We start from the raw sequence: 25638 nt of genomic DNA, 5'->3' as shown, positions 1-25638 counted from the left end.
CATATAATATCACTAAAAGTATTTTAGTCTGCTTTCAATATCTGCCTCTGTATAGATTATAATTTACTTGCTGCTGAATTAATCGTGTTGTAATAATAAAAAACATGAAAGAAATAATACACAAAAAGTTAAATCAATTGCAGGCAACGGCAATCTGTGGAAACGATATTAGTTCATCCTGTCTTTACGTATCGGCGTTAACGATTTTGTATGCAGGACAATATGCTTGGATTTCTCTTTTAATTGTAGCAGTCGTTTTATTTTTATTCAGAAAAATTTATGGTGAAGTTGTTGGGGCAATTCCTTTAAATGGAGGAGCTTACAATGTCCTATTAAATACATCTACAAAACGTTTAGCATCTCTGGCAGCCACATTAACCGTTTTGTCTTATATGGCAACGGCTGTAATTTCGGCTTCAGAAGGAATGCATTACCTGCACGGAATTTTTGAAGGATTAAATGTCACCATTGCCACAGTAATTGTTTTAGTTTTATTTACTTTTCTCGCAATCCTCGGAATTGGTGAATCTGCTTTTGTGGCTGTTATCATTTTTGTAACCCATATCGCCACTTTGAGTTTGCTCGTTCTCGCTTCGATTTGGTTTATTTTAAATCACGGATTAAACGTTTTTCATATTAATTGGGAAACGCCTATTGCATTTGGCAGTATGAAAACTGCTCTTTTTTTGGGTTTTTCTGCAGCAATGCTCGGAATTTCCGGTTTTGAAAGTTCTGCCAACTTTGTAGAAGAACAGCAGCAGGGCGTTTTTCCAAAAACACTGCGCAATATGTGGGCGCTTGTCAGTTTTTTTAATCCCGTAATTGCAATTTTGTTAATAAGCGTAATTCCCCTGGCGCAAGTTGGAGAAAACAAAGAATCACTTTTAGCACATTTAGGAGAAACAACAGGCGGATCATGGCTGGCGTGGCTTATTTCTATAGATGCCGTTTTAGTTTTATGCGGTGCCGTTTTAACTTCATTTGTGGGTGTCTCAGGATTATTAAACCGAATGACTCTTGACAGAATCTTGCCTAACTTTTTTTTAAAACAAAACAAAAGAGGTTCACATTATAGAATCGTAATCAGCTTTTTGATTCTTTGTATATCAGTGCTTTTTGCTACAAACGGTCATTTAGAATCTTTGGCCGGGGTTTATACTTTTTCATTTTTAGCCGTAATGGCTTTATTCGGAATCGGGAATCTGCTTCTTAAATTTAAAAGACGAAAATTACCAAGACCAGAGCGCGCGCACGGATTGGCTGTATTTGCTGCCGTTTCTTTTATCATTGCCGCTTTTATCGGAAATATGAAATTAAACATTAATGCTTTTTACACCTTTTTGCAATACATGGTTCCGGCTCTGATTTTCATCGGAATAATGCTCAATCGTGTTATGCTTATAAAAGTGCTTATCGAAATTTTAGAATATTTCTATCAGCCGCTTCGCAAAATGGTAATTCTCAGCAATCGTTACCTTCAAAATTTAAGTGCCGAAATTAATTCTCAGGAATTTGTTTTTTTTACCAAAGGTGATAATATTGCCATTTTAAACAAAGTTCTTCAATATGTAGAAGGCAACGAAACGACCAAAAAGCTAAAAATTGTTTATGTAAAAAATGACGGCCTTATAAACGAAGCTCTGGTAAAAGATTTAGAAGTTCTGGATCGAGCTTACGACAATATAGATATTGAATACTTTGAAATTGAAGGTGTTTTTGGTCCCGAAATTATAGACGAATTATCTCAGAAATGGAAAATTCCTAAAAACTTTATGTTTATAGGTTCTCCGGGAAACAAATTTTCGTATCGTGTTTCAGATCTTGGCGGCGTACGTTTGATTATGTAATTTTTTTAAGCAGAAAACATCTTTCTCATAAAATAACAAACCCGACAGGTTTTAAAAATCTGTCGGGTTTACTATATATAGGCAATGATAAAGTTAAGATTTAAACCAGCTTTCTACCAATTCATCTTCAAATGAAACTGCATTTTTATGAACAAACTCATTTGTATTTTTATTGTAAGAATAGTCTAAAGCCCAGGTTTTATGATTTTTAGCTAAATCTTTAATACTCTCACAGACAAAAGCAATTTCTTCATCAGTTGTCGTTGGATGAATTGACATTCTAATCCATCCCGGTTTTTTGATCAAATCACCAATTGTAATTTCGTTAACCAGTTTATTAGAAGTCTCCTGATCTACGTGCAATAAATAATGACCATAAGTTCCTGCACAGCTGCATCCGCCGCGAGTCTGGATTCCAAATCGGTCGTTTAATAATTTCACGCCTAAGTTAAAATGCAGATCCTCAATAAAAAATGAAATTACGCCTAAACGTTTTTTATGCTGTCCTGCTAAAATTTTAATATTCTCAACAGGTTCCAGTTCTTTGAAAACAAAATCTACAATTTCATGCTCACGCTCCAGAATGTTTTCGATTCCCATTTCTTCTTTCAGCTCAATTGCCAAAGCGGTTTTAATAACCTGAAGAAATCCCGGAGTTCCGCCATCTTCGCGATCCTCAATATTGTCAATATATTTATGTTCGCCCCATGGATTTGTCCAGCTTACCGTTCCTCCTCCCGGACAATCAGGAATCATATTGTTGTATAATTTTTTGTTGAATATCAAAACTCCCGAAGTTCCAGGACCACCGAGAAATTTATGAGGTGAAAAGAAAATCGCGTCCAAATAAGATTCCGGATCTTTTGGATGCATATCGATTTCAACATAAGGACCAGAGCAGGCAAAATCTACAAAGCAGACTCCATTGTATTGATGCATTAATTTTGCAGCATCATGAAAAGGAGTTTTTATTCCCGTAACATTCGAACAGGAAGTTATAGAAGCAATTTTTATAGTTCTGTCGCTGTACTTTTGCAGCAGTAACTCTAAATTATCTAAACAAAACAAACCTTTTTCGCAAGATGGAATAATTTCAACATCTGCAATAGTCTCTAACCAAGAGGTTTGATTAGAGTGATGCTCCATGTGCGAAATAAAAACAATAGGTTTTTTTTCTGCTGGAACAGTCGTAAAATTTTTAAGGTTTTCAGGGATTTTCAAACCCAGAATACGTTGGAATTTATTGATAACTCCAGTCATTCCGGTTCCATCTGTAATCAAAACATCATCTTCGTTTGCATTAGTATGACGTTTAATAATATGTCTCGCATGATGGTAAGCCTTTGTCATGGCAGTACCTGACACGGTAGTTTCAGTATGTGTATTGGCAACAAATGGTCCAAATTGGTTCAAAAGTTTCTCCTCAATTGGTCTGTAAAGCCTTCCGCTGGCAGTCCAATCGGTATAAATAATGTTTTTTTTGCCAAAAGGTGACATAAATTCCTGATCTATGCCAACGATATGATGTCTAAATTCCTGAAAATAAGTTTCTAGACTGATGGTACTATTTTTGGTATTCATTTGTTGTGCCTGTGTTTGACTGCAAATATATTGCTTTTTTATAATATTGAGAATTTATCAATTATAAACTTTAAATATTGAATAAACTTTTGGTATCTTTAGTTAAAAGGATGTTTTTTAGATAAATTATCACAATATTCTATCGGATTAATAGGGCATGTAAACTTAAACATTACATTTATGGGAAATTTATCAACAGCCACTTTTGGTGGTGGATGTTTTTGGTGTGTAGAAGCTGTAATTCAGCGTTTAAAAGGAGTTGAAATAATAAAATCTGGTTATTCAGACGGCTTTATAAAAAATCCGGCGTATCGTGAGGTATGCACAGGAAGAACGGGACATGCAGAAGTTATTCAGGTTACGTTTGACTCTGACATAATTTCATATCATGATTTGCTTACTGTTTTTATGACAAGCCACGACCCTACAACTTTAAATCGTCAGGGAGGCGACAGCGGAACGCAATACCGCTCTATCATTTTATATCATGATGAAGCACAAAAAGAAATTGCTGAAAAAGTATTTGAAGAAGTACAGCCAGTTTATGCTGATCAAATTGTAACGCAGTTAAAACCGTTTGAAGTGTTTTATGAAGCCGAAGATTATCATCAAAACTATTACAATAACAATCAGGAAGCTGGTTACTGCCAGTTTGTAATCGATCCAAAGGTTCAAAAACTAAAAAAAATGTACGCTGATAAATTGATCAGCTAAAAAGAATAGACCACAGATTACACAGATTAAACGGATTTCTTTTTTTTATGCAAATAAAAGACAGATTATAGATTTAAATAGATCCGTTTGATCAGTTTTTAACCTGTCTGATCTGTGGGCTGAACAAAAACTCAAATGAAAAATTTAAAAATAAATAATCGATTTACTGCCGAATTACCTGCAGATCCTGACTTAACGAATGAAACTCGTCAGGTGAAGAATACGGCGTTTTCGTATGTAAATCCAACAAAACCTTCAAATCCAAAACTAATTCACGCTTCTGAAGAAACAGCGGCATTAGTTGGTATTTCAAAAGAAGAAATCCATTCTGAAGAATTTTTGAATGTTTTTTCAGGAAAAGAAATTCTTCCTGAAACGCAGCCTTATGCAATGTGTTATGCCGGACATCAGTTTGGTAATTGGGCAGGACAGTTAGGAGACGGCCGCGCAATCAATTTAACTGAAGTTGAAAATAACAATACATTTTATACGCTTCAATTAAAAGGCGCAGGAAAGACTCCCTATTCCAGAACTGCTGACGGTTTAGCTGTCTTGCGTTCTTCGATACGAGAATATTTATGCGCCGAAGCGATGTATCATTTAGGTGTTCCCACAACCCGATCACTTTCATTAATACTTTCCGGAGATCAGGTTTTGCGTGATATTTTATATAATGGTAATCCTGCCTATGAAAAAGGTGCTGTTGTTTGCCGCGTTGCTCCTTCGTTTATTCGCTTTGGAAGTTTTGAAATGCTGGCTGCCCGAAATGAGCTTAAAAATTTAAAACAGTTTGTAGAATATACCATCAAACATTATTTCCCTGAAATTACAGGCGAACCCAAAGAGCAGTATTTACAATTCTTTAAAAAAGTGGCTGATACGACACGCGAAATGATTTTGCATTGGCAGCGAGTTGGTTTCGTTCATGGTGTTATGAATACTGATAATATGTCGGTTCACGGAATTACAATTGATTACGGACCTTATGGCTGGCTTGAAAATTACGATCCAAACTGGACTCCAAATACGACAGACAGCCAGAACAAGAGATATCGTTTTGGAAATCAGCCGCAAGTTGCACATTGGAATTTATACCAATTGGCAAATGCTATTTATCCTTTAATTAATGAAACCGAAGGATTAGAAAAAATCTTAGAATCATTTATGGATGATTTTATTTTAGATTATAAAGAAATGTTTCTAAACAAATTAGGGCTCTTTACTTCAACAGAAACTGATAATGATTTAATTGATAATCTGGAAGCTGTTTTACAATTAACAGAAACTGATATGACTATCTTTTTTAGGAATTTAAGTTCTGTCAAAAAAACAGATTCAGTTGAAAAAGCTATTGAAAAAAATCAATTTGCTTTTTATAAAATTGAAGAAGTTTCAGGAGAAATTTTAGATGCTTGGAAGAAATGGTTCTCTGTATATCTTGATAGATTAAATGCAGAAGTATTATCAGATGAAGTACGTTTACAAAAAATGAACTTAATTAATCCGAAATATGTACTTCGAAATTATATGGCGCAATTAGCTATTGATGCTGCTGATAAAGAAGATTATTTGTTGGTAAATGAACTTTATACTTTACTGCAAAAACCGTATGACGAACAGCCGGAATACCAAAAATGGTTTGCCAAACGACCAGACTGGGCAAGATCTAAAGTTGGCTGTTCAATGCTTTCTTGCAGTTCCTAAGTTTTATTGGCACAAATTACACTATTTTTTTACTAATTATAAAAGGTTGTCATACCGAGCGAAGTCGAGATGCTTGTTTGTTCTCGTCTTCGCTCGAACTGACATTGTATAAAAAATACATACTATAATTCAAAGCTATTATTTTGTAGTTATGTAATCCACAATCATATTTGCGTGGATTCTTGAATTTTCAATGAACCATTTATGCGTCTGCATACCGCCGCACACAACACCTGCGAGAAATAATCCTTCTACATTTGTTTCCATCGTTTCAGGATTATAAGCTGGAATTCTCAATTCATCGTTAGAAAGCTGAATTCCAATATTTTCAAGAAAATTTAAATCTGGTTTGTATCCTGTTAAAGCTAAAACAAAATCATTTTCAATAGTAACTTTTCCGTTTGGAGTTTCAATTTCAACTTCATTATCACGAATTTCAGTAATGTTTGATTCGAAATAAGCTTTTATGCTTCCTTCCGCAATTCGGTTTTCAACATCGGGTTTAACCCAATATTTTACTCTGCTGTTGATTTCATTTTTACGAATTACCATTGTTACATTTGCACCTTTTCTCCAGCATTCCAAAGCCGCATCTACAGACGAATTATTGGCGCCAACAACCAAAACATTTCTAAAAGCATATTCATGTGCTTCTTTATAATAATGGCGGACTTTTGGTAATTCCTCCCCTTTTACATTCATTAAAATTGGAATATCATAGAATCCGGTTGCAATAATTACATTTTTAGACTGATACAAACTTTTATCTGTCGAAACCACAAAAAGAGAATTTTCGACTTTTTTTATCTCGGTTACTTTTTCAAATAAATTAATATTGAAATTAAAATAACGATGAATATTTCGGTAATATTCTAAAGCTTCCTGACGTCCTGGTTTTGGCGCTAAGCAATTAAACGGAATATCACCAATTTCAAGTCTTTCGGCAGTTGAAAAAAAAGTCATGTACAACGGATAGTTAAAAATACTATTTACAATGGCTCCTTTTTCTATAATTAAATATCGTAAGTTTTTCTTTTGAGCTTCAATTGCGCAGGCCAGCCCAATTGGTCCGCCTCCCACAATAATTAAATCATATTGATCTGTCATAAATTATTCTTTTCTCCAGTTTTTAAATGGATTTTTACTCAAATAAGCATTGTAATATCTTTCATCATTTGTAACTTCTTCGCCCAGCCAGTCAGGTTTTTCGAAATTTTCTGTTTCAGACTGCAGTTCAATTTCTGCCATAATTAAACCTTCATTTTCTCCATAAAATTCATCTACTTCGTAAATATGATTTCCCGATTTAATTTCATAACGCGTTTTTTCAATTTTGCCTTTTTCGCATAATTTTAATAATTCAGCAGCTTCGTCCTGCGGAATTTGATTTTCCCATTCAAAACGCGACATACCGCCTTGATGCCCAATTCCTTTTATCGTTAAATAAGCTTTTTCGCCTTTAATTCTAACACGAACGGTTCTTTCCGGAACTGAACTCAAGTAACCTTGTGCAATATTATTTTTTGCAAATGCCTGTTCTTTAAAATCATCGGATTTTACAAGAAACTTTCTTTCTATTTCGAGCATTTTTATTCTAAATTTATTTTACTGCAAGTTACTCAATTTAATTCAGTCAGAATATTGGGTTTAATAAAATCTAAATTTTTTAATTGGTTTCAATTTAAACTTTTACAAGTGTAAAATGCAACCAATTTACCTGATTATTAACATGTTGCATGTTTTAATTTTCGTTAAATTTGGTTGAATCTTAATTTATTTACTTATGTCTAAAAAAGCACTTTACCTATTAGGCATTGCTCTCACCATAATTTTAGGTACTTTTTTGTACATAAAGTTTTGCTGCAATTGCGCTGTGACCGAACCGAAGGCTGGTCCCGAAAAAGCACCTCCAACGGTAATTAAGAACGAAAATTTTGTCCCTTTTGTACTGAATGGCTCCGGATTTGAATATCAAACAAATGATAATTTTAAATTCTTAAAAAATAATTCTGCCCTGATTCAGCCAATAAGTGACTCTATTTCAATTGGAATTGAAAATCTTAAAACTTTTTTAGTTTCAAATCCTATACAAAAAGTAACAATTACGGGTTACGCAACATCTGATGAAACGAATACTACCAAATTTGAAAATCTTGGTCTCGCAAGGGCAAATAATGTTAAGAATTACTTTGTTTCTAAAGGGGTAGCATCTTCTCAATTAGATACTGAAGGAAAAATCATAAACAGCTGGGAAACAAATGCTGATACCTTAATTGGACCTGTTGAATACAAATTTGAAACTGCCGATACAACTTCTGCGGTTACTGATGAATGGTCAGCATTAAAAGATAAAATCAACGCTGATCCGCTGACGCTTCATTTCAATACTAATAAATCCAGTTTTAATTTAACTAATGATGAAAAACAGAAAGTATCTGATATTTCTAAATATTTAGAAAATGTAAAAAATGCTTCTGTTTTAATTGTTGGACACAGCGATAATGTGGGAAATAGAGAATCAAATATTGTTCTAGCACAAAAACGAGCTGATTTTACTAAAAACTATTTAATTAAAAATGGTATTGAAGCTTCGAGAATCGAAACTGAATCAAAAGGTCCTGACGAACCAGCGGGTGATAATACAACTGCCGAAGGAAAAGCAAGTAATCGAAGAACCGTAATTACAATCAAATAATTAAAAATATACTATTATGAATTTACCATGTATCTTAATACCAATTATAGTGGGTTTAATCTGTGGGATTTTAGGTTACCTGCTTGGAAAATTGAATTCAAAAGGAGATGACTCTCTTGCAGCATCTTTACAAGCAGATTTAGATGCCTGTAAAGCAAACACAAAGAATTTAAACGCAAAAATTTCTTCTTTAGAAGCTGATTTAGCCGCTGCACATGCTAAAGTTTCTGCTTCAATACCTAAATCATTTGCTGCTGATCTTCCAACAGCAGTTTTTGACAGTTCTTTGGCTGCCGGCATTTTAGGTAAAAAAATTAAACAAGATGATTTAAAAATTGTGGAAGGAATTGGGCCAAAAATAGAAGCTTTATTGAATGAATCAGGAATTAAAACCTGGTATGACCTATCACAGTCTTCAACAGAAAAACTGCAGTCAATTTTAAATGCAGGAGGTGAAAATTACGCTATTCATAATCCCAGCACATGGGCAAGACAAGCTTTGTTAGCTTTTGAAGGAAAATGGCAGGAATTAAAAGATTGGCAGGAAAGCCTTCTTGGAGGGAAAGAGTAAAAAAAGGTTCAGAGGTGCAGAGTGGCAAAGGTTCAAAGGTTGTACATTTGTTACTCTGCACCTTTGTTACTCTGCACCTTTTTTAAAATTTCCGAATCCCATTTTTGAGATTCGCTGTACCATAACTGACCTTTTGAGACTTCAAGCGGACAATCAAAATTATTGGTATAAAGTGCTCCAGTTCCCAGTCCTTGAGGCATTTTAGAATTTAGAGTATAAGTCCATTGTGCAATGGCATTTAAACCTATATTGCTCTCTAATGCAGAAGTTATCCACCAGCGAATATTGTATTTTTCTGCCAATGTAATCCATTCCAGCGTTCCTCTAAAACCACCAATAAAACTTGGTTTTAAAATAATATACTGTGGCATGATTTCCTGCAATAATTTTTCTTTGTCTTTGAATGAAAATATACCGATTAATTCTTCATCCAAAGCTATTGGAAAAGGAGTAATTTTACATAAACCAGCCATTGCCTGAATATTTCCTTTTTTTATTGGCTGTTCAATACTATGCAGCTGAAATATATTTAATTGGTTTAATTTATCTAAAGCTTCATTTAAAGCAAAAGCACCATTTGCATCTACACGAATTTCGATTTCTTCGGCAGAAAAATGACTGCGGATAAACGCTAATAATTCTAGTTCTTTTTGAAAATCAATTGCCCCGATTTTAAGTTTAATACAGTTAAAACCTGCAGCTAATTTTTCTTCAATTTGTTCTTTCATAAAAGCCGGCTCACCCATCCAGACCAAACCATTTATTACAATTGATTTTGAATTGTTTGTAAAATCAGAAGGAAAAAGCAAAAATGGATTTTCACTTTTAAGAGATAAAAAAGCCATTTCGACTCCAAATTGAATCGATGGAAATTCCATTAAAGATTCCCAAAGTGCTTTTTCACCTAAATGAATATTTTCGCAGGTCCACTTTAGTTTTTCTTCATAATCGTCACGGTCATCAGCACTTAAACTGCGGAGAATACCACACTCGCCTATTCCTTTTTTACCATTTTCTTCGAGAATAATAAACCAGGTTTCTTTTTCGGTCATAATGCCTCGAGACGTGCCAGACGGACGTTTAAACTCCAGCATATATTTGTGGTAAGTCGCTTTCATTTTTTTTTAGATGCTGAGATACTAAGTTTCTTAGCTGCTTAGTTGTATAGTTTTAAAACTTTTTCGAAGTCTTTTGAAGGTAAACCCGCTTTTTCAAAAATAGTAAAATCAGATTTTGTTTTGTCTTTCCAGCTCATGCTGTCAGTAACGTTTTGATTTTGATATTTTTTATAGATTGCTTTGGCATCGCTGTAATTATCACTCACCAAATAAACGTGTGCCAAATTCAATTTTATAAGTAATTCTGTTTCGTCTAACTTTTCACCTTCTTGCAGGAATTTTAATGCTTTTGCATATTGTTTCGTTAGAATATAGCAGTAACCAATTGAATTGTAATCTAATGCTGTAGCTTTTCCGTCGTTGATAATAGTACTCAATTTTGGAATTGCTTCATTGTATTTTTGCAGTTTTATTAAACCTGAAACCTGATTTCTTAAATCGTTATACACGTTTTTAGAAATGTCGGCATCTTTATAACACGCATTTCCAAAGTCCTTATAGACTTTTGTTTTTTCAACGGCAAGTAGTTTTTGAAATTCAGAATAACGATATTGTTTCATGATTTTCTCTAAAATACAAACACAAAAATCATCAGAATTGGCCATTTTCTGTGCCATTGTAGAGGTTTTGCAAAGACTGATAATTTCATTTTTGTTATCCTGATTCCAGCCTCGATTCAATTTTACATCAACCCACGGCACAACTTCTAAAACTACCTTTTGGCTTAAAAACCAGTTTTTGCTTTCAAAACCAAACCAAATTGCTTTTGTATTTTCTTTTAAACAAGAATTTTTATCTAATGAAATACGTTTTGCATCTTTGCTTACTGGTTCTTTTTGCGAAAAACAGGCATTATCAACTTTTCCGTCGGTTATATATTTTTTAGTGCTTTCGCTGGAAGTAAAAAGCGAATAAGTGCATTGATCGTCTCCGGAAATATTAGACATTAAAAAAACAGCTCCAGCTGAGCCTTGTCCAATTCCGTAAGGATCGGGAATTGATTTTAGAAGGGAAACCAGACTATTGGCCATTTGCTGGTTTTTATCCAGAAGTGTAATTCTGTAAACAATTTCAGTTGTTCCTACTGGAAGATCTTCTGTTTTTACAACAATACGATCTCCGGCTGAAACTAAAATTTCTTTTGTCGTGGCACGCTCTTTATCCCAATAACCATCTTTTTGAGCAAAAGAATTGTACGCCGAAGCGATTAATAGGATTAAAAATATTCTTTTGAAATTCATAACGTGAATGATAGCTATTTATTTTTATTCTCATTCTGCCATTCATAAGCAATGACAAAATGAGAATATCTTTCTTATAAAGCGATATGTATACTATTATAATTCTATAGATTCACCAATTGCTAAAAGCATCAAATCTTTTCCTTTGTCAAAGAATTTTTTAATTGATTCTTCGTGATTGATTTCGATATAGCCAAAAGTATCAAAGTGATATCCTAAGATTTTATCGCACTCTACAAAGTCTGATGCGATGATAGCATCTTCTACATCCATTGTAAAATTATTTCCAATTGGAAGAATAGCTAAATCTAATTTTGTTCTAAGCGGAATCAATTTCATGTCATACGTAAGCGCTGTATCGCCTGAGATGTAAATGTTTTTATGTTCGCCTTCAATTACAAATCCTCCAGGGTTTCCTCCGTATGTTCCGTCAGGGAAAGAACTTGAGTGAATTGCATTAACGTATTTTACTTTTCCAAAATCGAATTTCCAGCTTCCGCCATGATTCATTGGATGTGAATTAAAGCCTTTTTTAGCATAATAGCTTGTAATTTCAGCATTTGAAACAATAACTGCATTTGTATTTTTTGCAATTGTTTCAACATCTAAAACATGATCACCATGTGCGTGAGTCAATAAAATATAATCAGCTTTTAATGTATTTATATCGATAGCTGCCGCTTGTGGATTTCCTGTAATAAAAGGATCGACAATAATGTGTTTCCCTCCAACTTCAATCGCTAAAGAGGCGTGTCCGTAGAATGTTATTTTCATTTTTTTTAATTTTAAATTGAACTTGATTTTTATCTTCCGCCTAAGAAAAGATTAACAAAAATATCTGCTATTAATGAAATCATGCAGACAGTTAATAGTATAGAAAGCAAAAATGTACTTAGCGCCAGTTTTTTTAATTCAGGATCTAAAAGCTTAGGATTTGGGTTTTTATAAACTGTAATTAAATGTTTAGTTAAAGGAATATAAGCAACTAAAAACAAATACTGATCGAAACGATAATCGCTCAAAATGGCAAAAATTACCACTAAAAGCATTGCTGTAACAATTAAAAAATAATGGTATTTTTTTGCTTTTGCACCGCCCATTTGCACTACAATTGTGTTTTTACCTGATTTTCGGTCAGATTCTTCGTCGCGCATATTGTTTAGGTTTAAAACACCTACGCTTAATAAACCTATTGAAACTGCCGGAAGAATTAACAAAGGATCAACTTCTTTGGCGTATAAAAAATTAACACCTAAAGTGCTAACCAGGCCAAAGAAAATAAAAACAAATAAGTCTCCAAATCCTTTATATCCGTAAGCTGAGTTTCCAACAGTGTAACGAATAGCTGAGATAATAGCAGCAATTCCCAACAAAAGGAAAAATATCGAATACCCGAAATTGTCTTTTCCAAAGGCAAAATAAATTAGGATAACTGCTGATAATAAAGTCAATACAGAAGTTAGTATTATGGCTTTTTTCATAGCCTGTGGTGTAATAATACCACTTTGAATAGCTCGCAGCGGCCCTACTCGGTCAGCATTATCTGTGCCTTTTACACCATCGCCGTAGTCGTTGGCAAAATTGGATAAAACCTGTAAACCAAGTGTTGTTAAAAGTGCGAAACCAAAAATTTTCCAGCTGAAAACTTCAGTTGGTGTATTGATTGTTTCTGTTGGATTTGAAAGTGCATAAATACTTCCAACTATAATTCCGGAAACTGATAATGGCAATGTGCGCAGTCTTGCGGCTTCAATCCAGTGTTTCATGTTTTAATTTTAGATTTTTGAATTTAGATTTTAGATTGTAGGATTCTTTTAAGTTTAAAAATCTAAAATCTGTAATCTAAATAATAATATTGTTTTTTAATCTAAAGTCTAGATGTCAGTTTTAAATTCAAAAATCTAAAAGCTGCAATCTAAAATTTAAACTATTTATGGTAACCATTTATTTTCTCCAAAGTTTGGTTTTCTTTTTTCCAAAAAAGCATTTCTTCCTTCTTTTGCTTCTTCGGTCATATAAGCCAAACGAGTCGCTTCGCCGGCAAAAACCTGCTGTCCTACCATTCCGTCGTCGGTTAAATTCATGGCGAATTTCAGCATTTTTATAGAAGTCGGTGATTTTTGAAGAATTTCCTGTGCCCATTCATAAGCAGTTGCTTCTAATTCATCATGCGGAATTACAGCATTAACCATTCCCATTTCAAAAGCTTCCTGAGCAGAATAATTACGTCCTAAAAAGAAGATTTCACGTGCTTTTTTCTGTCCTACCATTTTAGCAAGATAAGCCGATCCGTAACCGCCGTCAAAACTTGTAACATCAGCATCTGTCTGCTTAAAAATAGCGTGTTCTTTACTTGCCAAAGTCATGTCGCAAACTACATGCAAACTATGTCCGCCGCCAACTGCCCAGCCCGGAACAACAGCAATAACTACTTTTGGCATAAAGCGTATTAATCGCTGTACTTCTAAAATATTTAAACGATGCTGTCCGTCATCACCTACATATCCCTGATGACCGCGTGCGTTTTGGTCGCCTCCGCTGCAAAATGAGTAAACACCGTCTTTTGTCGATGGACCTTCTGCAGACAATAAAACTACTCCAATTGAAGTATCTTCTTGTGCATCGTAAAAAGCCTGGTATAATTCTGAAGTTGTTTTGGGTCTGAAAGCATTTCTAACATTTGGTCTGTTAAAAGCAATTCTGGCAACTCCGTTACATTTTTTATAGGTTATATCTTCAAATTCTCTGGCAGTAATCCAATCCATTTCTATTTGTTTTTATTTTAAAAAAATTATAGTGTAAAAATAAAGCATTTTTTACATTTTAACCTATTGATTTTCGTTTTAGTCAGCATTAATAATGGTTCCAATGTTAAGAATTGGTGCAATGATTTAAAAAATAACACTTTTTAACATTAGTTTAGAAAAATAATGAGTAATTTTACACCCTAGAAATCAACGAGATACGAGTTGTTTTGTTGATATAAGATTGATTTTCTTTCACTGATTTATTAACCTAAAAAATGATTTTTTTGAGAAAATTTAAAAAATTTGTCGCTCATTTTTTTACGGTTTTAATTAGTAAACCTGTTAATAATGAGCAAATGATTTATTCGTTTGTTGAAACTTCAAAAAGGAGAAAGTAGCACCTAAGGTTAAACGCTAGAATTGTTTTGTAATTAGTATAAAAATTGATTACGAAAAGAGGAAAAAATGCTAACTAAAACTTTCTAAAAGTTATTTTATTAAACCAAATGGATTAGCCGTGAAATTAAATTTTTGCTTTTGATATAAACGTTTTGATCGTTTAAAGACATACCATTTCAGAGTAATTTCTAAAATTCGTAAAGCTGTTACTTATGAGATGAATTCGAATTTATTTTATTTCTGTTTTTTTTTAATTACAATTTTTTTTAAAACTAGAATAAAAAGGGAAAGGCTGCTTGTAATGAGCAGCCTTTCTTGTTATTATATATTAATTGAACTTTATTCTTTTACAAGATAAATTCCATCTTCCTTAATTTCAATGAGTTTTTCTTTATACAAAGCTCCTATAGCCTTTTTAAAAGTCTTTTTACTCATTTTTAAAACCGTTTTAATATCTTCTGGATGAGAATCATCATTTAAGCGTAAGAATCCTCTGTTTGCTCTTAATTCATCTAATATTTTTTCTGCATTTGGTTCAATACTTTGGTATCCCTGAACTTGAAGTGCAACGTCTATTTTATTATCAGGACGAATGTTTTTAATATAACCGCGCATTCTGTCACCGGTTCTTATCGAATCATCATAAACTTCATCTTTGTATAAAAGTCCTTTGTGCTTTTCATTAATGATTACATTTATCCCTAACTCCGTTATATGCGATACAATTAAGTCAACTTCTTCGCCTTTTTCTACTGTTAAATGGTCGTTATTTAAAAACTGATTGGTTTTACTTGAAGCGACTAAACGGTTTGTTTTTTCGTCTAAATATAAATATACCAGGTAACGTTTTCCTTTTTCCATAGGACGTGCCTGCTCTTTAAATGGAACCAGAATATCTTTTTCCATTCCCCAATCCATAAAAGCACCAACCTGATTGATATAATTTACTCTCAAAAGCGCAAATTCATTCAGAAAAATGTAAGGTTCAAGTGTTGTGGCAACCGGACGCTGCTCATGATCCAGATAAACAAAAACAACAAGTTCTTCGCCTATTTCAAATTCATTTGGAACGTATTTATTTGGAAGTAAAACATCGTAATTTCCTTCTGGATCTATTTCAGGTTTTCCTAAAAACAAACCAACTTTGGTATCACGTAATATAGTAAGTGTGTTGTATTTTCCTATTTCAAGCATTATAATAAGGTTCTAAGCTGTTAACAGCTGAATTTCTAAAGTGCAAATGTACGAAGTTTGAAAATGGCAAATAGAAAATGTTCCAGATTAAATCTTATAAAAAAGAAAAAAGCGTCAAAAATGACGCTTTAATTTTTATTTGTAAACACTTTCTTTTTTAAAATGTATGGTCAATAAATAGTAAATAACTACTCTGTATTTATGTTTATTTGCTGTACCGTATTTTTGTAAAGCCAAATGAATAGCTTCATCTAAAGCCGGAGTGTCTGCCAGACCTAATTTCTTAATAAGAAAATTATTTTTAACGGTATGCAGCTCAGAATCTTGAGTTCCTGCTACTGTTGATGCATCAGCATTATAAATAGACGGCCCGCATCCAATTGTTACTTTTGTCAGCAAATCCATATTAGGAGTAACTCCGCATTTATCTTTTAGATCTGCCGCATACTTTTTAATTAACTCTTCTCTTTTGCTCATAATAAATTTAATTATTGGTTATATAAAACCAAATCTAAATAATATTAGAAACAGAAACAAATTTTTAACAATATTTAACTTACAAATAATTATGCAAGCTCTTTAAAGTATTGTTTTAGAATAACATCATTTTCAAAAGTTGGCGTAAAGACTTCTAAAATTCCGGGTGCTTCATTAGAATTGTATAGCAATTCCAAATTTTCATTTAAAGAAGATAAATCATCTGCTTTAAAATAACTGCATTGGTACATTTTAGCCAAATGCTCTGCTGTTAAATGATGCGAAGTTTCAAAATAAGTATTAAAAACAGGTTTTTCCTGATGCCCAGGCAAAATTCTAAAGATTCCTCCTCCTCCATTATTAATCAATATAATTTTGAAATTCTTAGGTATATAAGAGTTCCATAAAGCATTGCTGTCGTACAAAAAGCTGATATCTCCGGTAATAAATACATTTGGTTTACCGCTTCCAACGGCTGCACCAACAGCAGTCGAAGTACTTCCGTCTATACCACTTGTTCCTCTGTTACAGAAAACTTCTATTGACGGATCAATTTCAATTAATTGTGCATATCGAATGGCTGAGCTGTTACTGATTTGCAGCAGACTGTTTTTTGGAAGTGATTCTATTACTTTTTCAAATACTTTAAAATCAGAGAAACCAATTTTAGATAAATATTGCTGCTTTTTGATTTTTCTTAAATCGTAAATTTTATCAATTTTAGAGAAATATTTACTGGTAACAAATTCTGTTTTTGGAAGCAGATTTTTGAAAAAATAATTGGGTTCCATTACAAAATGTTTACTTAAAGCATTGAATGTATCATAAGCACGTAATGTATCTATATGCCAGTGATGTACAGGTTTGTATTTTCGCAGAAAAGCTTTAATGCGTTTTGATACTATCATACCTCCAAAAGTAATTAAGACTTCCGGCTCTAATTCTTTAAAATCAGAATCATCAAAAGGTGTAATTAAGCTGTCGATGCTGTTAATAAAACTTGGGTGATGCAGATTTGATGTTGTTTCTGTAAGCACTACAATAGACGGATCTTTGGCAAAGTTTTCTAAAACGGCATCATCGATCGAATTGGCTTCGTTTATTCCTCCAATAAGGATTAATTTTCTTTTGGATGAGTTCCAGATTGAAACAATTTCATCTTCGTTTTCGATGATTTTTGTTTCGAGGAATTCTTCCAGATTAGTAATTTTAGGTTCAACAGAAAGTTCTGAAACTGTTTCATATAAAGGTTCTTCAAAAGGCGCATTAATATGAACCGGCCCTTTTTGAAGAATAGCGGTTTCTATAGCTTTATTAATTTTTAAATCATTTTCTACAGAAGCATCTTCAGTTAAATTGGCATTAAAAACAGAATGATTTAAAAAGACATTTTCCTGACGAATGGTTTGTCCGTCTCCAATATCAATTTTGCTCTGCGGGCGGTCTGCTGAAATTACAATTAAAGGTATCTGACTGTAAAAAGCTTCGGCCACAGCCGGATAATAGTTTAACAATGCAGATCCGGATGTACAAACTACTGCAGCTGGCTTTTGGGTTTGCTGTGCAATTCCTAAAGCAAAAAATGCAGCGCATCGTTCATCGGCAATACTGTAACATTTAAAATTTGGATTTTGTGCGAAACCAATAGTCAAAGGTGCGTTTCGCGAACCTGGAGAAATTATTATATTGTAAATTCCTTTTGCTGAACAAATTTCGATAATGCTTTGTGCAAGCGCTATTTTGGGGTAAATCATTCTAAATGGTGTATAATATTTTGAGAAAATTTAATACTTAAAAATTTCCTTTTGCAATTACAAAGTTACAAACTTCGTGTCTCATTTAACTTATATATTAGGAAGATATTAAGACTGTTTTTAGAAAAAGAGAATATATTTGTAAAACAGAATTTTCTCTACTAAAATAAACACCTTATGCGTTTTTTATATTTACTTTTTCTTTTTGTTTCACTACAAGCCGTACAAGCACAAAATCAATTTTCTGTTGAAGGAATATCATACAAAACAGCATTAGAAAATGCCAAAACGGAAGGCAAACCTGTTTTTGTTATGCTGTATGCTGATTGGTGTCCGCATTGTAATCAAATGAAAAAAGAAGTTTTCAGCGATCCAAAAGTGATGGAATTTTTGAATAAGAATTATGTGTGTGTCTGGAAGAATATCGAAAAAGAAGAAGGAATAGCTCTTAAAAACAAGTTCAAAACGACTTCTCTCCCATCGTTTTTATTTTTAGACTCAAATGAAACGCTTTTGTATGCTTTAAAAGGGGAAATGAAAACCCCGGAGTTTTTAGCAGAAGCAGGTTATGCATTAAACCCAAAATTTCAACTGCCTAATTTGGAAAAAGAATTTTTGGCTGATACAGGCAATGCCACAAAGTTTTTTAATTATTTGAATACTTTAAAGAAAGGAAAAGACAGGACTGAATTATCAATTCCTACACATATTTATCTGCAGACAAAATCTGATGAACAATTAATAAGCGAAACAAACTGGCGTGTAATTGCTAATGGTGTTACTGATATTAATTCGAGAGAATTTCAATATGTTTTAAAACATCAAAAAGAATTTGCTGCCGTAGCTTCGCAAAATCGAGTTGACAGAAAAATAGAAAGTATTGTAAATGAATTGCTTCGTCCGTTAGTTGATAATTTAGATACGATAAATTATTACAAACAGAGAGAAGTTGCCAAATCTATCAAATTACAAAAAACAGATTCTATTGTTTTTAAATATGATTTGACGCTGGCTGAACGAACTGAAAAATGGAATTTCTACAAAAAAGTTACGCTTGAAGATACTGAAAAACTGGCTTGGAACGATGCAAGTTTCTTAAAAGAAATCGGCCAGACTTACCTGAAACATATTGATGATAAAGAAAGTTTAAAAAAGTCAATTTCATGGGTGCAGCATTCTTTGGAACTAAATAATTCTTATGATGGAACTTTATTGGTTTCTAAACTTTATAATAAAATTAAAGATAAAAAATCGGCATTAAAATATGCCAAAGATGCCAAGGCAATTGGTAAAGAAATGGGCTGGAATACAAAAGATGTCGATGCTTTACTCGCCGAATTAAATTCAAAATAAACTAAAAAAGCACACACGAATTTCACGATTTTGAGGACGTGAATTTTCAAAATAACCAAAACAATGAGCGTTATACTTAGACCTGCAACTGTAAATGATTTAGGGAAAATCCTTGAAATTGTTAATCATTCTATTCTGCATACAACAGCAAATTACAGTTATGATATTCAAACTATTGAGATACAAACGAAATGGTTCGAAGATAAAAAAGCCAAAAACCTTCCTATTGTAGTAGCCGATTTAGACGGCGAAGTCGTTGGTTTTGGAAGTTACGGCCAATTTAGAGAAAAAATAGGTTATCAATATACTGTAGAACATTCTGTTTATGTTGTTGATAATGTGATTGGAAAAGGCGTAGGATCAAAATTATTAACCGAATTAATCCGTCTGGCAAAAGAGCAGGGTTATCACGTTATGATAGGTGCTATCGACGCTGATAATGCAGGAAGCATTGCTTTTCATGAAAAGTTTGGTTTTGCAGCAACCGGAACCATTCGTGAAGTTGGCTATAAATTCGATCATTGGCTTGATCTTGTTTTTATGCAGCTAATCTTGAAATAATCTGAAGAAATTACTCTAAATAAAAAATCCAAATTCCAAAACTCGTAAGTCTTTGGAATTTGGATTTTTTTAATATTGAGATTTAAACATTATCTGCTCCACTCAGAGATACTGTCTTTATTCATTTTTACATAATCCTGATTGTTTGCAGCTTCTGCTGCGGCTAAAGATGCTTTTGCAGTTTCAACTGCTCCTTTTTTATCACCTTGTTTTGCCTGGATTAACGATTTTAATCTTGTAACATAATATGGCTTTTCAGTACTCATGTCTAAAGCTTTATCAACATAAGTTCTTGCTGTTTCGATATTTCCGTTTGAAGAAAATAAATACTGAGCAGATGCGAAATAATCATTCCAAGTTGGTCCTGCTAATGTTTTCTCGATACTTGCTACAGCAGTTTTAGCTGTTGGTACTTCAAATTTTAAAGCTACATGAGAATTTTCCCAAGCCATTTCTAAATAAGCAAAGTTTGGATCTAAACCATTAATTCCAATTGTAAAAGTCTCAACCGGTGTTGGTAATGCATCTTCTTTTACAGTAGTTCTTAAAACAACATACTGATCGTTCCAGTTTTCAGGAAGTCCCCAGTTGTCTGTAGAAAGATAAAAGATAACTTCCCAGCTTTCGATTTTAGGAATGGTATAAATTGCATATTTACCTTTCTTTAAAGTCTTACCATCAATTACAACATCATCACTAAAGTTAATGATCGTATTTTCGTTTGCTCCAGTTCTCCAAAGTTTACCAAACGGAACTAAATTTCCAAAAACGGCTCTTCCTCTGGCACCTGGTCTTGAATAGGTAACTTCAACGTCGGTTAAACCAACTGTTTGTTTGATGTATGCTTTTGGACTCGCCTGCGGTGTTTTAACCTGAGCTTCAGCAGCAAAGGGAGCCAAAATAACAGCTAATGCAATAAGTATTTTTTTCATTATAGAGTTTATTTGTTTTTTTTCAAAATTACGAATTCAATTACCTAACAAATGTTAAATTTTATATAATTCAAGCTTTAAGCTGTGATATTTTTTCGGCATTTAATTCGTTAAAATGATTGATAATCATATCAGCATCAGAAAGATCCTGCATATACGAATGATTACTGTTATAACCCACACAATAAATTCCGGCGCCTTTTGCTGCTTTTACCCCGTTTGTGCTGTCTTCGATTATAATGCATTCCTCTTTTGGTGCAATTGATAATGAAGCTGCATGAATAAAAATAGCAGGATTTGGTTTTGACTGCGGAAAATCTTCTCCGCTTACAATATGTGAAAAATACTGATGCAGATTAAATCTTGTAAATACACGTTCGATTGTAACTTTTGAAGCCGACGAAGCCAGAATCAATTGAATTCCGCTTGTATATAAATCTTTTATCAAATCTTCGACACCATCTAATAGATATAAATCTTCTTTTGTGTCAAAAGCATCGTTAAAAAGATTTCTTTTTCTTTGGATTAAATCTTCAACTTCATGCTCAATTGCCGGAAAATGCCCTTTTAAGGTTTGAAAAGTATTTCGGGTCGAGAATCCTGTAAATGAAGTGTACATTTCCTCAGGAACCTCTATATTTAATTCTGAAAATTGTTTGTAGTATGCATAACGATGAACGGGTTCTGTATCGACAATTACGCCGTCCATATCAAAAATTACTGTTTTAATCATTTTTTTAAAGGTACTAAGGTTCTGAGAAACTAAGATTCTAAGGTCTATTGCTTGAGATTAAACTCTTACAAAGCTTTTATTTTTAAGATACTAAAATTCAAAAGCCTTAGCAGCTTAGAATCTTAGTATCTTAATCTCTTATTTATTGATCAAATAACGAATTACCGTTTCAGCAGCGTGAAGTCCAAATAATCCCGGCATATAGCTGTTTGTTCCGTAGAACGATTTTTTGAAGTTTTTCCCGTCAGTTAATTTTAAACTCTTCTCGTTTTGAATTTCTGATGAAAAAACAACTTTTAATTTATTGATATTTACTGCTTTTAAACGTTTACGAATTGTTTTAGAAAAATAACAGTTTATAGTTTTCGAAATATCAGCCACTTTTACTTTAGAAGCCAGCATTTTTCCTCCTGCTCCCATGCTGCTGATGATTTTAACTCTTTTGCGTTTTGCGGCAATAATTAAATTCAATTTTGGTGTAATACTGTCAATACAATCTAATACATAATCAAATTCTGGAGAAACGATTTCAAAAGCTCTTTCCGGCGATAAAAATTCCTGAACGCGGGTTAGTTTTAATTCCGGATTAATATCCATTAAACGATCACCGACAATTTTGATTTTTGGTTCGCCAACTGTAGAATGCAAAGCAGGCAATTGTCTGTTAATGTTGGTAATATCAACAACATCACCATCTACTATTGTCATGTTCCCTACTCCTGCTCTTGCCAAAAACTCAGCTGCAAACGATCCAACACCGCCTAAACCTACTACTAATACATTTGCATTACGCAAATTTTCTAATCCTTCTTTTGTAAATAAAAGCTCGGCTCTTTCTGTCCACTCTGCCATATTATATTTTTTGTTGTTTTATTTCTATTTGTTTCAAGTTTCAGATTAAAAACTTTTCACATCTTACTTTCAAATACAATTTTACAATTACTTGAAATAATATCTTGTAATTCTTTTATTGTTATGTTTTTATATTCTGATGCTATATTATAAACCTGCTGGATATCTTCTTCAATTGTGTCGGTTTCTAAAAAGAAACGATCGTTTGGAACACTTTCAAAAACGGTTTTTAAATCGGGATTCTTTAATAGATATTTCCCAAACGAAAGATAAAATCCATCTTTAATTAATTGTTCAGCAAGTTGTTTATTTTTAGAAAAACCGTGAATGATCATCGGAACAGAAATTTTTAATTTCTTTTTAATTGCCGTAATTTCCTGAAAAGCGGCAACACAATGAATTACTACAGGTTTCTTATATTTTTCTGCTAGAGCCAATTGTTTTTCAAAAACTATAATCTGCTGTTCTAACGGAATTTCGATTCGTTTATCTAAACCGCATTCGCCAACAGCCAGACAATTTTCGGCTAGCAGTTTATCTTCAATAATTTTCAGTTCTAAATCAATTTGGTCTTCTTTAATATACCACGGATGAATTCCGATTGAATAAAACGGAATCGATTCATCAAATTCCTGCGGATATTGATTTACCAATTCTAGTATATTAGATTGATTTGTAAATTGATGTGTATGAAAATTAAAGAATTCCATTAATGAAAAGTCTTTACTCCTGCTTTAATTTCTACTTTCAAATCATTTTCAAGAGGAACTAGCGGACAAGAATATTTATGGTTGTAAGCGCAATACGGATTGTATGCCTGATTAAAATCGACAGCGATTGTGTCTCCTTTTGGGATTTTCAAATCGATATATCTGCCGCCAATATAACTTTCCTTCCCGCAGGTTAAATCTGAAAAAGGAAGAAATAAATGGTCTTTATATTCTTTTTGTTTAGAAAGTTCAATGTTTCTGTAAACATTTAACTGCATTTCGGTACCATTTAAAGTAAAAAATAAAGTCCCGTATTTTATATATTTTGGCGTTCTGGCTCCAGTAGTTTTCATTTCGAAAACTTTTTCATTTTTTGCTTTTTCAAACTTTGCATTCACAAAAAAATTCTCGTTTATTGGATAAAAATCTAAAGTTTGAAAAGTCTTTAAATCTTCTTCCATTAATGGACTTGTCTTAGCATCAGCATATTCTGAGTTAATCTGCTTTTGAAATTTTTCTGCTTCACTCTGACTGAATTTCATTTGGCAGAAACCAAAATTAAATGCTAATAACAAAACTAGGATAACACTTTTTTTCATCTGGAAAATTTTCTGCAAAAATAGTTTAAAAGTAACAAAGCAACAACCGTTGTACGTGACAAAGTTTCCTAACTTTGCAGCAATACACTAAAATATAATGCTTAAAACCGCTTTTAACCACTACATCAATAATTTTAAAGGATTTACAAGAGAAATTTGGATACTTACTTTAATTACTTTTATAAATCGTGCCGGTACAATGGTACTGCCTTTTTTATCTAAATATTTAAAAGAAGATCTTCATTTTTCTTATAATCAGGTTGGATGGATTATGGTTTCGTTTGGTTTAGGTTCTATGCTGGGTTCCTGGCTTGGCGGAAAACTCTCTGATAAAATTGGGTTTTATAAAATCATGATTTTTAGTTTGTTTACAACGGGAATTTCAATGTTTCTTGTACAATACATTACTACTTTTTTGGGTTTATGTGCCGCTATGTTTGTTTTAATGGCTATTGCAGATATGTTTCGTCCTGCAATGTTCGTTTCTTTAGGCGCTTATGCAAAACCCGAAAACAGAACACGTGCCTTGACATTAGTGCGTTTGGCAGTAAATTTAGGTTTTGCCGCTGGTCCTGCTCTTGGTGGTTTAATTATCATGGGAATGGGATATTCCGGATTGTTTTGGGTTGACGGAGCTTCGTGTATTCTTTCTATTTCCATTTTTGCCTTACTGGTTAAAGAAAAGAAAAAGACTGATCATGGCGATAAAACCGAAAGTGCTTCTAATACTAAATCGGTTTTTCATGATAAAATATTCTGGGTTTTCTTATTTGTAAGTTTTGTTACGGCTATGATTTTCTTTCAGCTTTTCACAACTTTACCTTTATATCATAATGAAAAGTACGGTTTAAGCGAACTGCAGACTGGGTTGTTAATGACTTTAAACGGACTTTTGATTTTTGCTTTAGAAATGCCGACTGTTGGTTTTATGGAAAGAAAAGCTTTTCCTAAAATTAGAATCATTATTATAGGATCGTTTGTAATGGCTTTTAGTTTCATTTTATTAATGATTAACATCTGGGCCGGAATTCTCGTTATCAGCATGATTTGTATTTCTGTTGGTGAAATCCTTACTTTCCCTTTTTCTAATGCCTTTGCATTAAGCCGTGCCCCGCGTGGTCAGGAAGGTCGTTATATGGCATTATACACGATGAGTTTTAGTCTTGCACACATTGTTAGTTCTAAAGTGGGTTTCGAAATCATCTCTGATTTTGGTTACCAGATCAACTGGCTTTTTATGGCAAGTATTGGAATCTTTGCTACACTTTGCTGCATCTGGATTAAAAAAGCGCTTCTTCAGGAAAAGAAATAATAAATTTCCACTTTTTACATAAATCGTTATTATTCAAATCATTAACTTTGATTCTGAATTGCTTTTCTATGCTTTAAATTCAGCTTAAAACGAATTTTTTAGTTAAATAACTATTTTTATAGTTGCGTAACTAAAAAAATAGTTGTAGGTTTGAATTAAAATTAGAAAACATGCAAAAGTTAACCAACAAAGAAGAAGAGATAATGCAGATTTTATGGAAGCTTAAAAAAGCTTTTGTAAAAGAAATTCAGGCAGAAATTACTGAAGACCAGCCGCATTATAACACGCTTTCGACAATTGTTCGAAATCTGGAGGAAAAAGGTTTTGTGGCGCATAATGCTTTTGGGAATACGCACCAATATTATCCTATTGTTACTCTTGAAGCGTACAGCAAAAAATATATGAAAACTGCTATTGACAATTATTTTAACAGTTCATATAAAAATATGGTTTCGTTTTTTGCTAAAGAAGAAAAGATATCTGCAGCAGAGTTACGCGAAATATTAGATATGATCGAAAATCCAACAGAAAAAAAATAATCATT

General features: G+C 33.0%; 25 protein-coding genes. 9 read left to right on the top strand and 16 right to left on the bottom strand.

All coding sequences use genetic code 11. The features are described from left to right. Positions 1-104: 104 nt before the first annotated feature. Positions 105-1847 (top strand): APC family permease, encoded by a 1743-nt coding sequence (locus ACTJIW_RS14415; RefSeq protein ID WP_440716672.1) that lies wholly within the window; start codon positions 105-107, stop codon positions 1845-1847. A 93-nt stretch (positions 1848-1940) separates the two neighbouring features. On the opposite strand, the gene ACTJIW_RS14410 is transcribed toward ACTJIW_RS14415, so the two are convergent. Further along, complete coding sequence (locus ACTJIW_RS14410; protein WP_012024856.1) at positions 1941-3428, bottom strand: aminotransferase class V-fold PLP-dependent enzyme; 1488 nt, start codon at positions 3426-3428, stop codon at positions 1941-1943. Between the two features lie 180 nt (positions 3429-3608). On the opposite strand from ACTJIW_RS14410, the gene msrA reads away from it, so the two are divergent. Continuing rightward, positions 3609-4142 carry a peptide-methionine (S)-S-oxide reductase MsrA gene (gene msrA / locus ACTJIW_RS14405; protein WP_012024855.1) on the top strand — a complete coding sequence of 178 codons (534 nt, stop codon included), beginning with the start codon at positions 3609-3611 and terminating at the stop codon, positions 4140-4142. 135 nt (positions 4143-4277) lie between these two features. Continuing rightward, positions 4278-5846 carry a protein adenylyltransferase SelO gene (locus ACTJIW_RS14400; RefSeq protein WP_440716673.1) on the top strand — a complete coding sequence of 523 codons (1569 nt, stop codon included), beginning with the start codon at positions 4278-4280 and terminating at the stop codon, positions 5844-5846. A gap of 138 nt (positions 5847-5984) precedes the next feature. Here the strand turns inward: ACTJIW_RS14400 and ACTJIW_RS14395 are convergent, their stop codons facing one another. Together ACTJIW_RS14395 and ACTJIW_RS14390 are read right to left on the bottom strand one after the other, a co-directional pair. After that, positions 5985-6953, bottom strand: coding sequence for a YpdA family putative bacillithiol disulfide reductase (locus ACTJIW_RS14395; RefSeq protein WP_440716674.1), 969 nt, complete (start codon positions 6951-6953; stop codon positions 5985-5987). A 3-nt stretch (positions 6954-6956) separates the two neighbouring features. Then, positions 6957-7433 (bottom strand): CYTH domain-containing protein, encoded by a 477-nt coding sequence (locus ACTJIW_RS14390; RefSeq protein WP_440716675.1) that lies wholly within the window; start codon positions 7431-7433, stop codon positions 6957-6959. 196 nt (positions 7434-7629) lie between these two features. Between ACTJIW_RS14390 and ACTJIW_RS14385 the strand changes: the two genes are divergently transcribed. Continuing rightward, on the top strand, positions 7630-8541 hold the full coding sequence (locus tag ACTJIW_RS14385; protein ID WP_440716676.1) for an OmpA family protein: 912 nt from the start codon (positions 7630-7632) through the stop codon (positions 8539-8541). Positions 8542-8557: 16 nt separating this feature from the next. Continuing rightward, on the top strand, positions 8558-9112 hold the full coding sequence (locus ACTJIW_RS14380) for a hypothetical protein (RefSeq protein WP_440716677.1): 555 nt from the start codon (positions 8558-8560) through the stop codon (positions 9110-9112). A 50-nt stretch (positions 9113-9162) separates the two neighbouring features. Here ACTJIW_RS14380 and ACTJIW_RS14375 read toward each other — a convergent pair whose 3' ends face one another. The 8 genes from ACTJIW_RS14375 to menD all read right to left on the bottom strand — a co-directional run bounded on the left by ACTJIW_RS14375 (position 9163) and on the right by menD (position 18042). Beyond that, positions 9163-10230, bottom strand: coding sequence for an o-succinylbenzoate synthase (locus tag ACTJIW_RS14375; protein ID WP_440716678.1), 1068 nt, complete (start codon positions 10228-10230; stop codon positions 9163-9165). A gap of 38 nt (positions 10231-10268) precedes the next feature. Further along, positions 10269-11471, bottom strand: coding sequence for a tetratricopeptide repeat protein (locus ACTJIW_RS14370; protein ID WP_440716679.1), 1203 nt, complete (start codon positions 11469-11471; stop codon positions 10269-10271). 96 nt (positions 11472-11567) lie between these two features. Then, on the bottom strand, positions 11568-12245 hold the full coding sequence (locus ACTJIW_RS14365) for a metal-dependent hydrolase (RefSeq protein WP_440716680.1): 678 nt from the start codon (positions 12243-12245) through the stop codon (positions 11568-11570). 29 nt (positions 12246-12274) lie between these two features. Continuing rightward, positions 12275-13237, bottom strand: a complete 963-nt coding sequence (gene menA / locus ACTJIW_RS14360) for a 1,4-dihydroxy-2-naphthoate octaprenyltransferase (RefSeq protein WP_440716681.1) — start codon at positions 13235-13237, stop codon at positions 12275-12277. 165 nt (positions 13238-13402) lie between these two features. Beyond that, positions 13403-14236 carry a 1,4-dihydroxy-2-naphthoyl-CoA synthase gene (locus ACTJIW_RS14355; RefSeq protein ID WP_012024845.1) on the bottom strand — a complete coding sequence of 278 codons (834 nt, stop codon included), beginning with the start codon at positions 14234-14236 and terminating at the stop codon, positions 13403-13405. A gap of 720 nt (positions 14237-14956) precedes the next feature. Then, entirely contained in the window at positions 14957-15811 is an 855-nt protein-coding gene (locus tag ACTJIW_RS14350; RefSeq protein WP_012024844.1) for a CvfB family protein, read from the bottom strand. 135 nt (positions 15812-15946) lie between these two features. After that, positions 15947-16288: a DUF2853 family protein gene (locus ACTJIW_RS14345; protein ID WP_012024843.1), complete on the bottom strand. Its 342-nt coding sequence runs from the start codon at positions 16286-16288 to the stop codon at positions 15947-15949. An 89-nt stretch (positions 16289-16377) separates the two neighbouring features. Further along, on the bottom strand, positions 16378-18042 hold the full coding sequence (gene menD, locus ACTJIW_RS14340; protein ID WP_440716682.1) for a 2-succinyl-5-enolpyruvyl-6-hydroxy-3-cyclohexene-1-carboxylic-acid synthase: 1665 nt from the start codon (positions 18040-18042) through the stop codon (positions 16378-16380). Positions 18043-18219: 177 nt separating this feature from the next. Here menD and ACTJIW_RS14335 point away from each other — a divergent pair, with 177 nt between their 5' ends. Then, positions 18220-19395: a thioredoxin family protein gene (locus ACTJIW_RS14335; protein ID WP_440716683.1), complete on the top strand. Its 1176-nt coding sequence runs from the start codon at positions 18220-18222 to the stop codon at positions 19393-19395. Positions 19396-19458: 63 nt separating this feature from the next. Beyond that, a complete protein-coding gene (locus tag ACTJIW_RS14330) occupies positions 19459-19956 on the top strand; it encodes an N-acetyltransferase family protein (RefSeq protein ID WP_440716684.1) in 498 nt (165 codons plus the stop codon). An 89-nt stretch (positions 19957-20045) separates the two neighbouring features. On the opposite strand, the gene ACTJIW_RS14325 is transcribed toward ACTJIW_RS14330, so the two are convergent. From ACTJIW_RS14325 to ACTJIW_RS14305, 5 genes are all read right to left on the bottom strand, one after another. After that, positions 20046-20888, bottom strand: coding sequence for a DUF2911 domain-containing protein (locus ACTJIW_RS14325; RefSeq protein WP_121361181.1), 843 nt, complete (start codon positions 20886-20888; stop codon positions 20046-20048). A 70-nt stretch (positions 20889-20958) separates the two neighbouring features. After that, a complete protein-coding gene (locus ACTJIW_RS14320; protein ID WP_440716685.1) occupies positions 20959-21621 on the bottom strand; it encodes an HAD family hydrolase in 663 nt (220 codons plus the stop codon). Between the two features lie 138 nt (positions 21622-21759). Then, entirely contained in the window at positions 21760-22473 is a 714-nt protein-coding gene (locus ACTJIW_RS14315) for a tRNA threonylcarbamoyladenosine dehydratase (RefSeq protein WP_073411207.1), read from the bottom strand. A gap of 56 nt (positions 22474-22529) precedes the next feature. Further along, positions 22530-23183 (bottom strand): TatD family hydrolase, encoded by a 654-nt coding sequence (locus ACTJIW_RS14310; RefSeq protein WP_440716686.1) that lies wholly within the window; start codon positions 23181-23183, stop codon positions 22530-22532. Then, positions 23183-23782 carry a DUF1684 domain-containing protein gene (locus ACTJIW_RS14305; protein ID WP_012024835.1) on the bottom strand — a complete coding sequence of 200 codons (600 nt, stop codon included), beginning with the start codon at positions 23780-23782 and terminating at the stop codon, positions 23183-23185. Before ACTJIW_RS14305 ends, ACTJIW_RS14310 begins: the two co-directional genes overlap by 1 nt. A 97-nt stretch (positions 23783-23879) precedes the next feature. On the opposite strand from ACTJIW_RS14305, the gene ACTJIW_RS14300 reads away from it, so the two are divergent. Both ACTJIW_RS14300 and ACTJIW_RS14295 read left to right on the top strand, forming a co-directional pair. Beyond that, entirely contained in the window at positions 23880-25094 is a 1215-nt protein-coding gene (locus tag ACTJIW_RS14300) for an MDR family MFS transporter (RefSeq protein WP_149207203.1), read from the top strand. A 170-nt stretch (positions 25095-25264) separates the two neighbouring features. After that, positions 25265-25633, top strand: a complete 369-nt coding sequence (locus ACTJIW_RS14295; RefSeq protein WP_012024833.1) for a BlaI/MecI/CopY family transcriptional regulator — start codon at positions 25265-25267, stop codon at positions 25631-25633. The last annotated feature ends 5 nt before the right edge of the window (positions 25634-25638 follow it).

Origin of the sequence: Flavobacterium sp. 22659, from assembly GCF_052044235.1 — a bacterium.
GTDB classification, from domain to species: Bacteria; Bacteroidota; Bacteroidia; order Flavobacteriales; family Flavobacteriaceae; genus Flavobacterium; species Flavobacterium johnsoniae.
The sequence above is the reverse complement of the archived record's forward strand: the minus strand, read 5'-3'. Positions and strand labels throughout refer to the sequence as shown.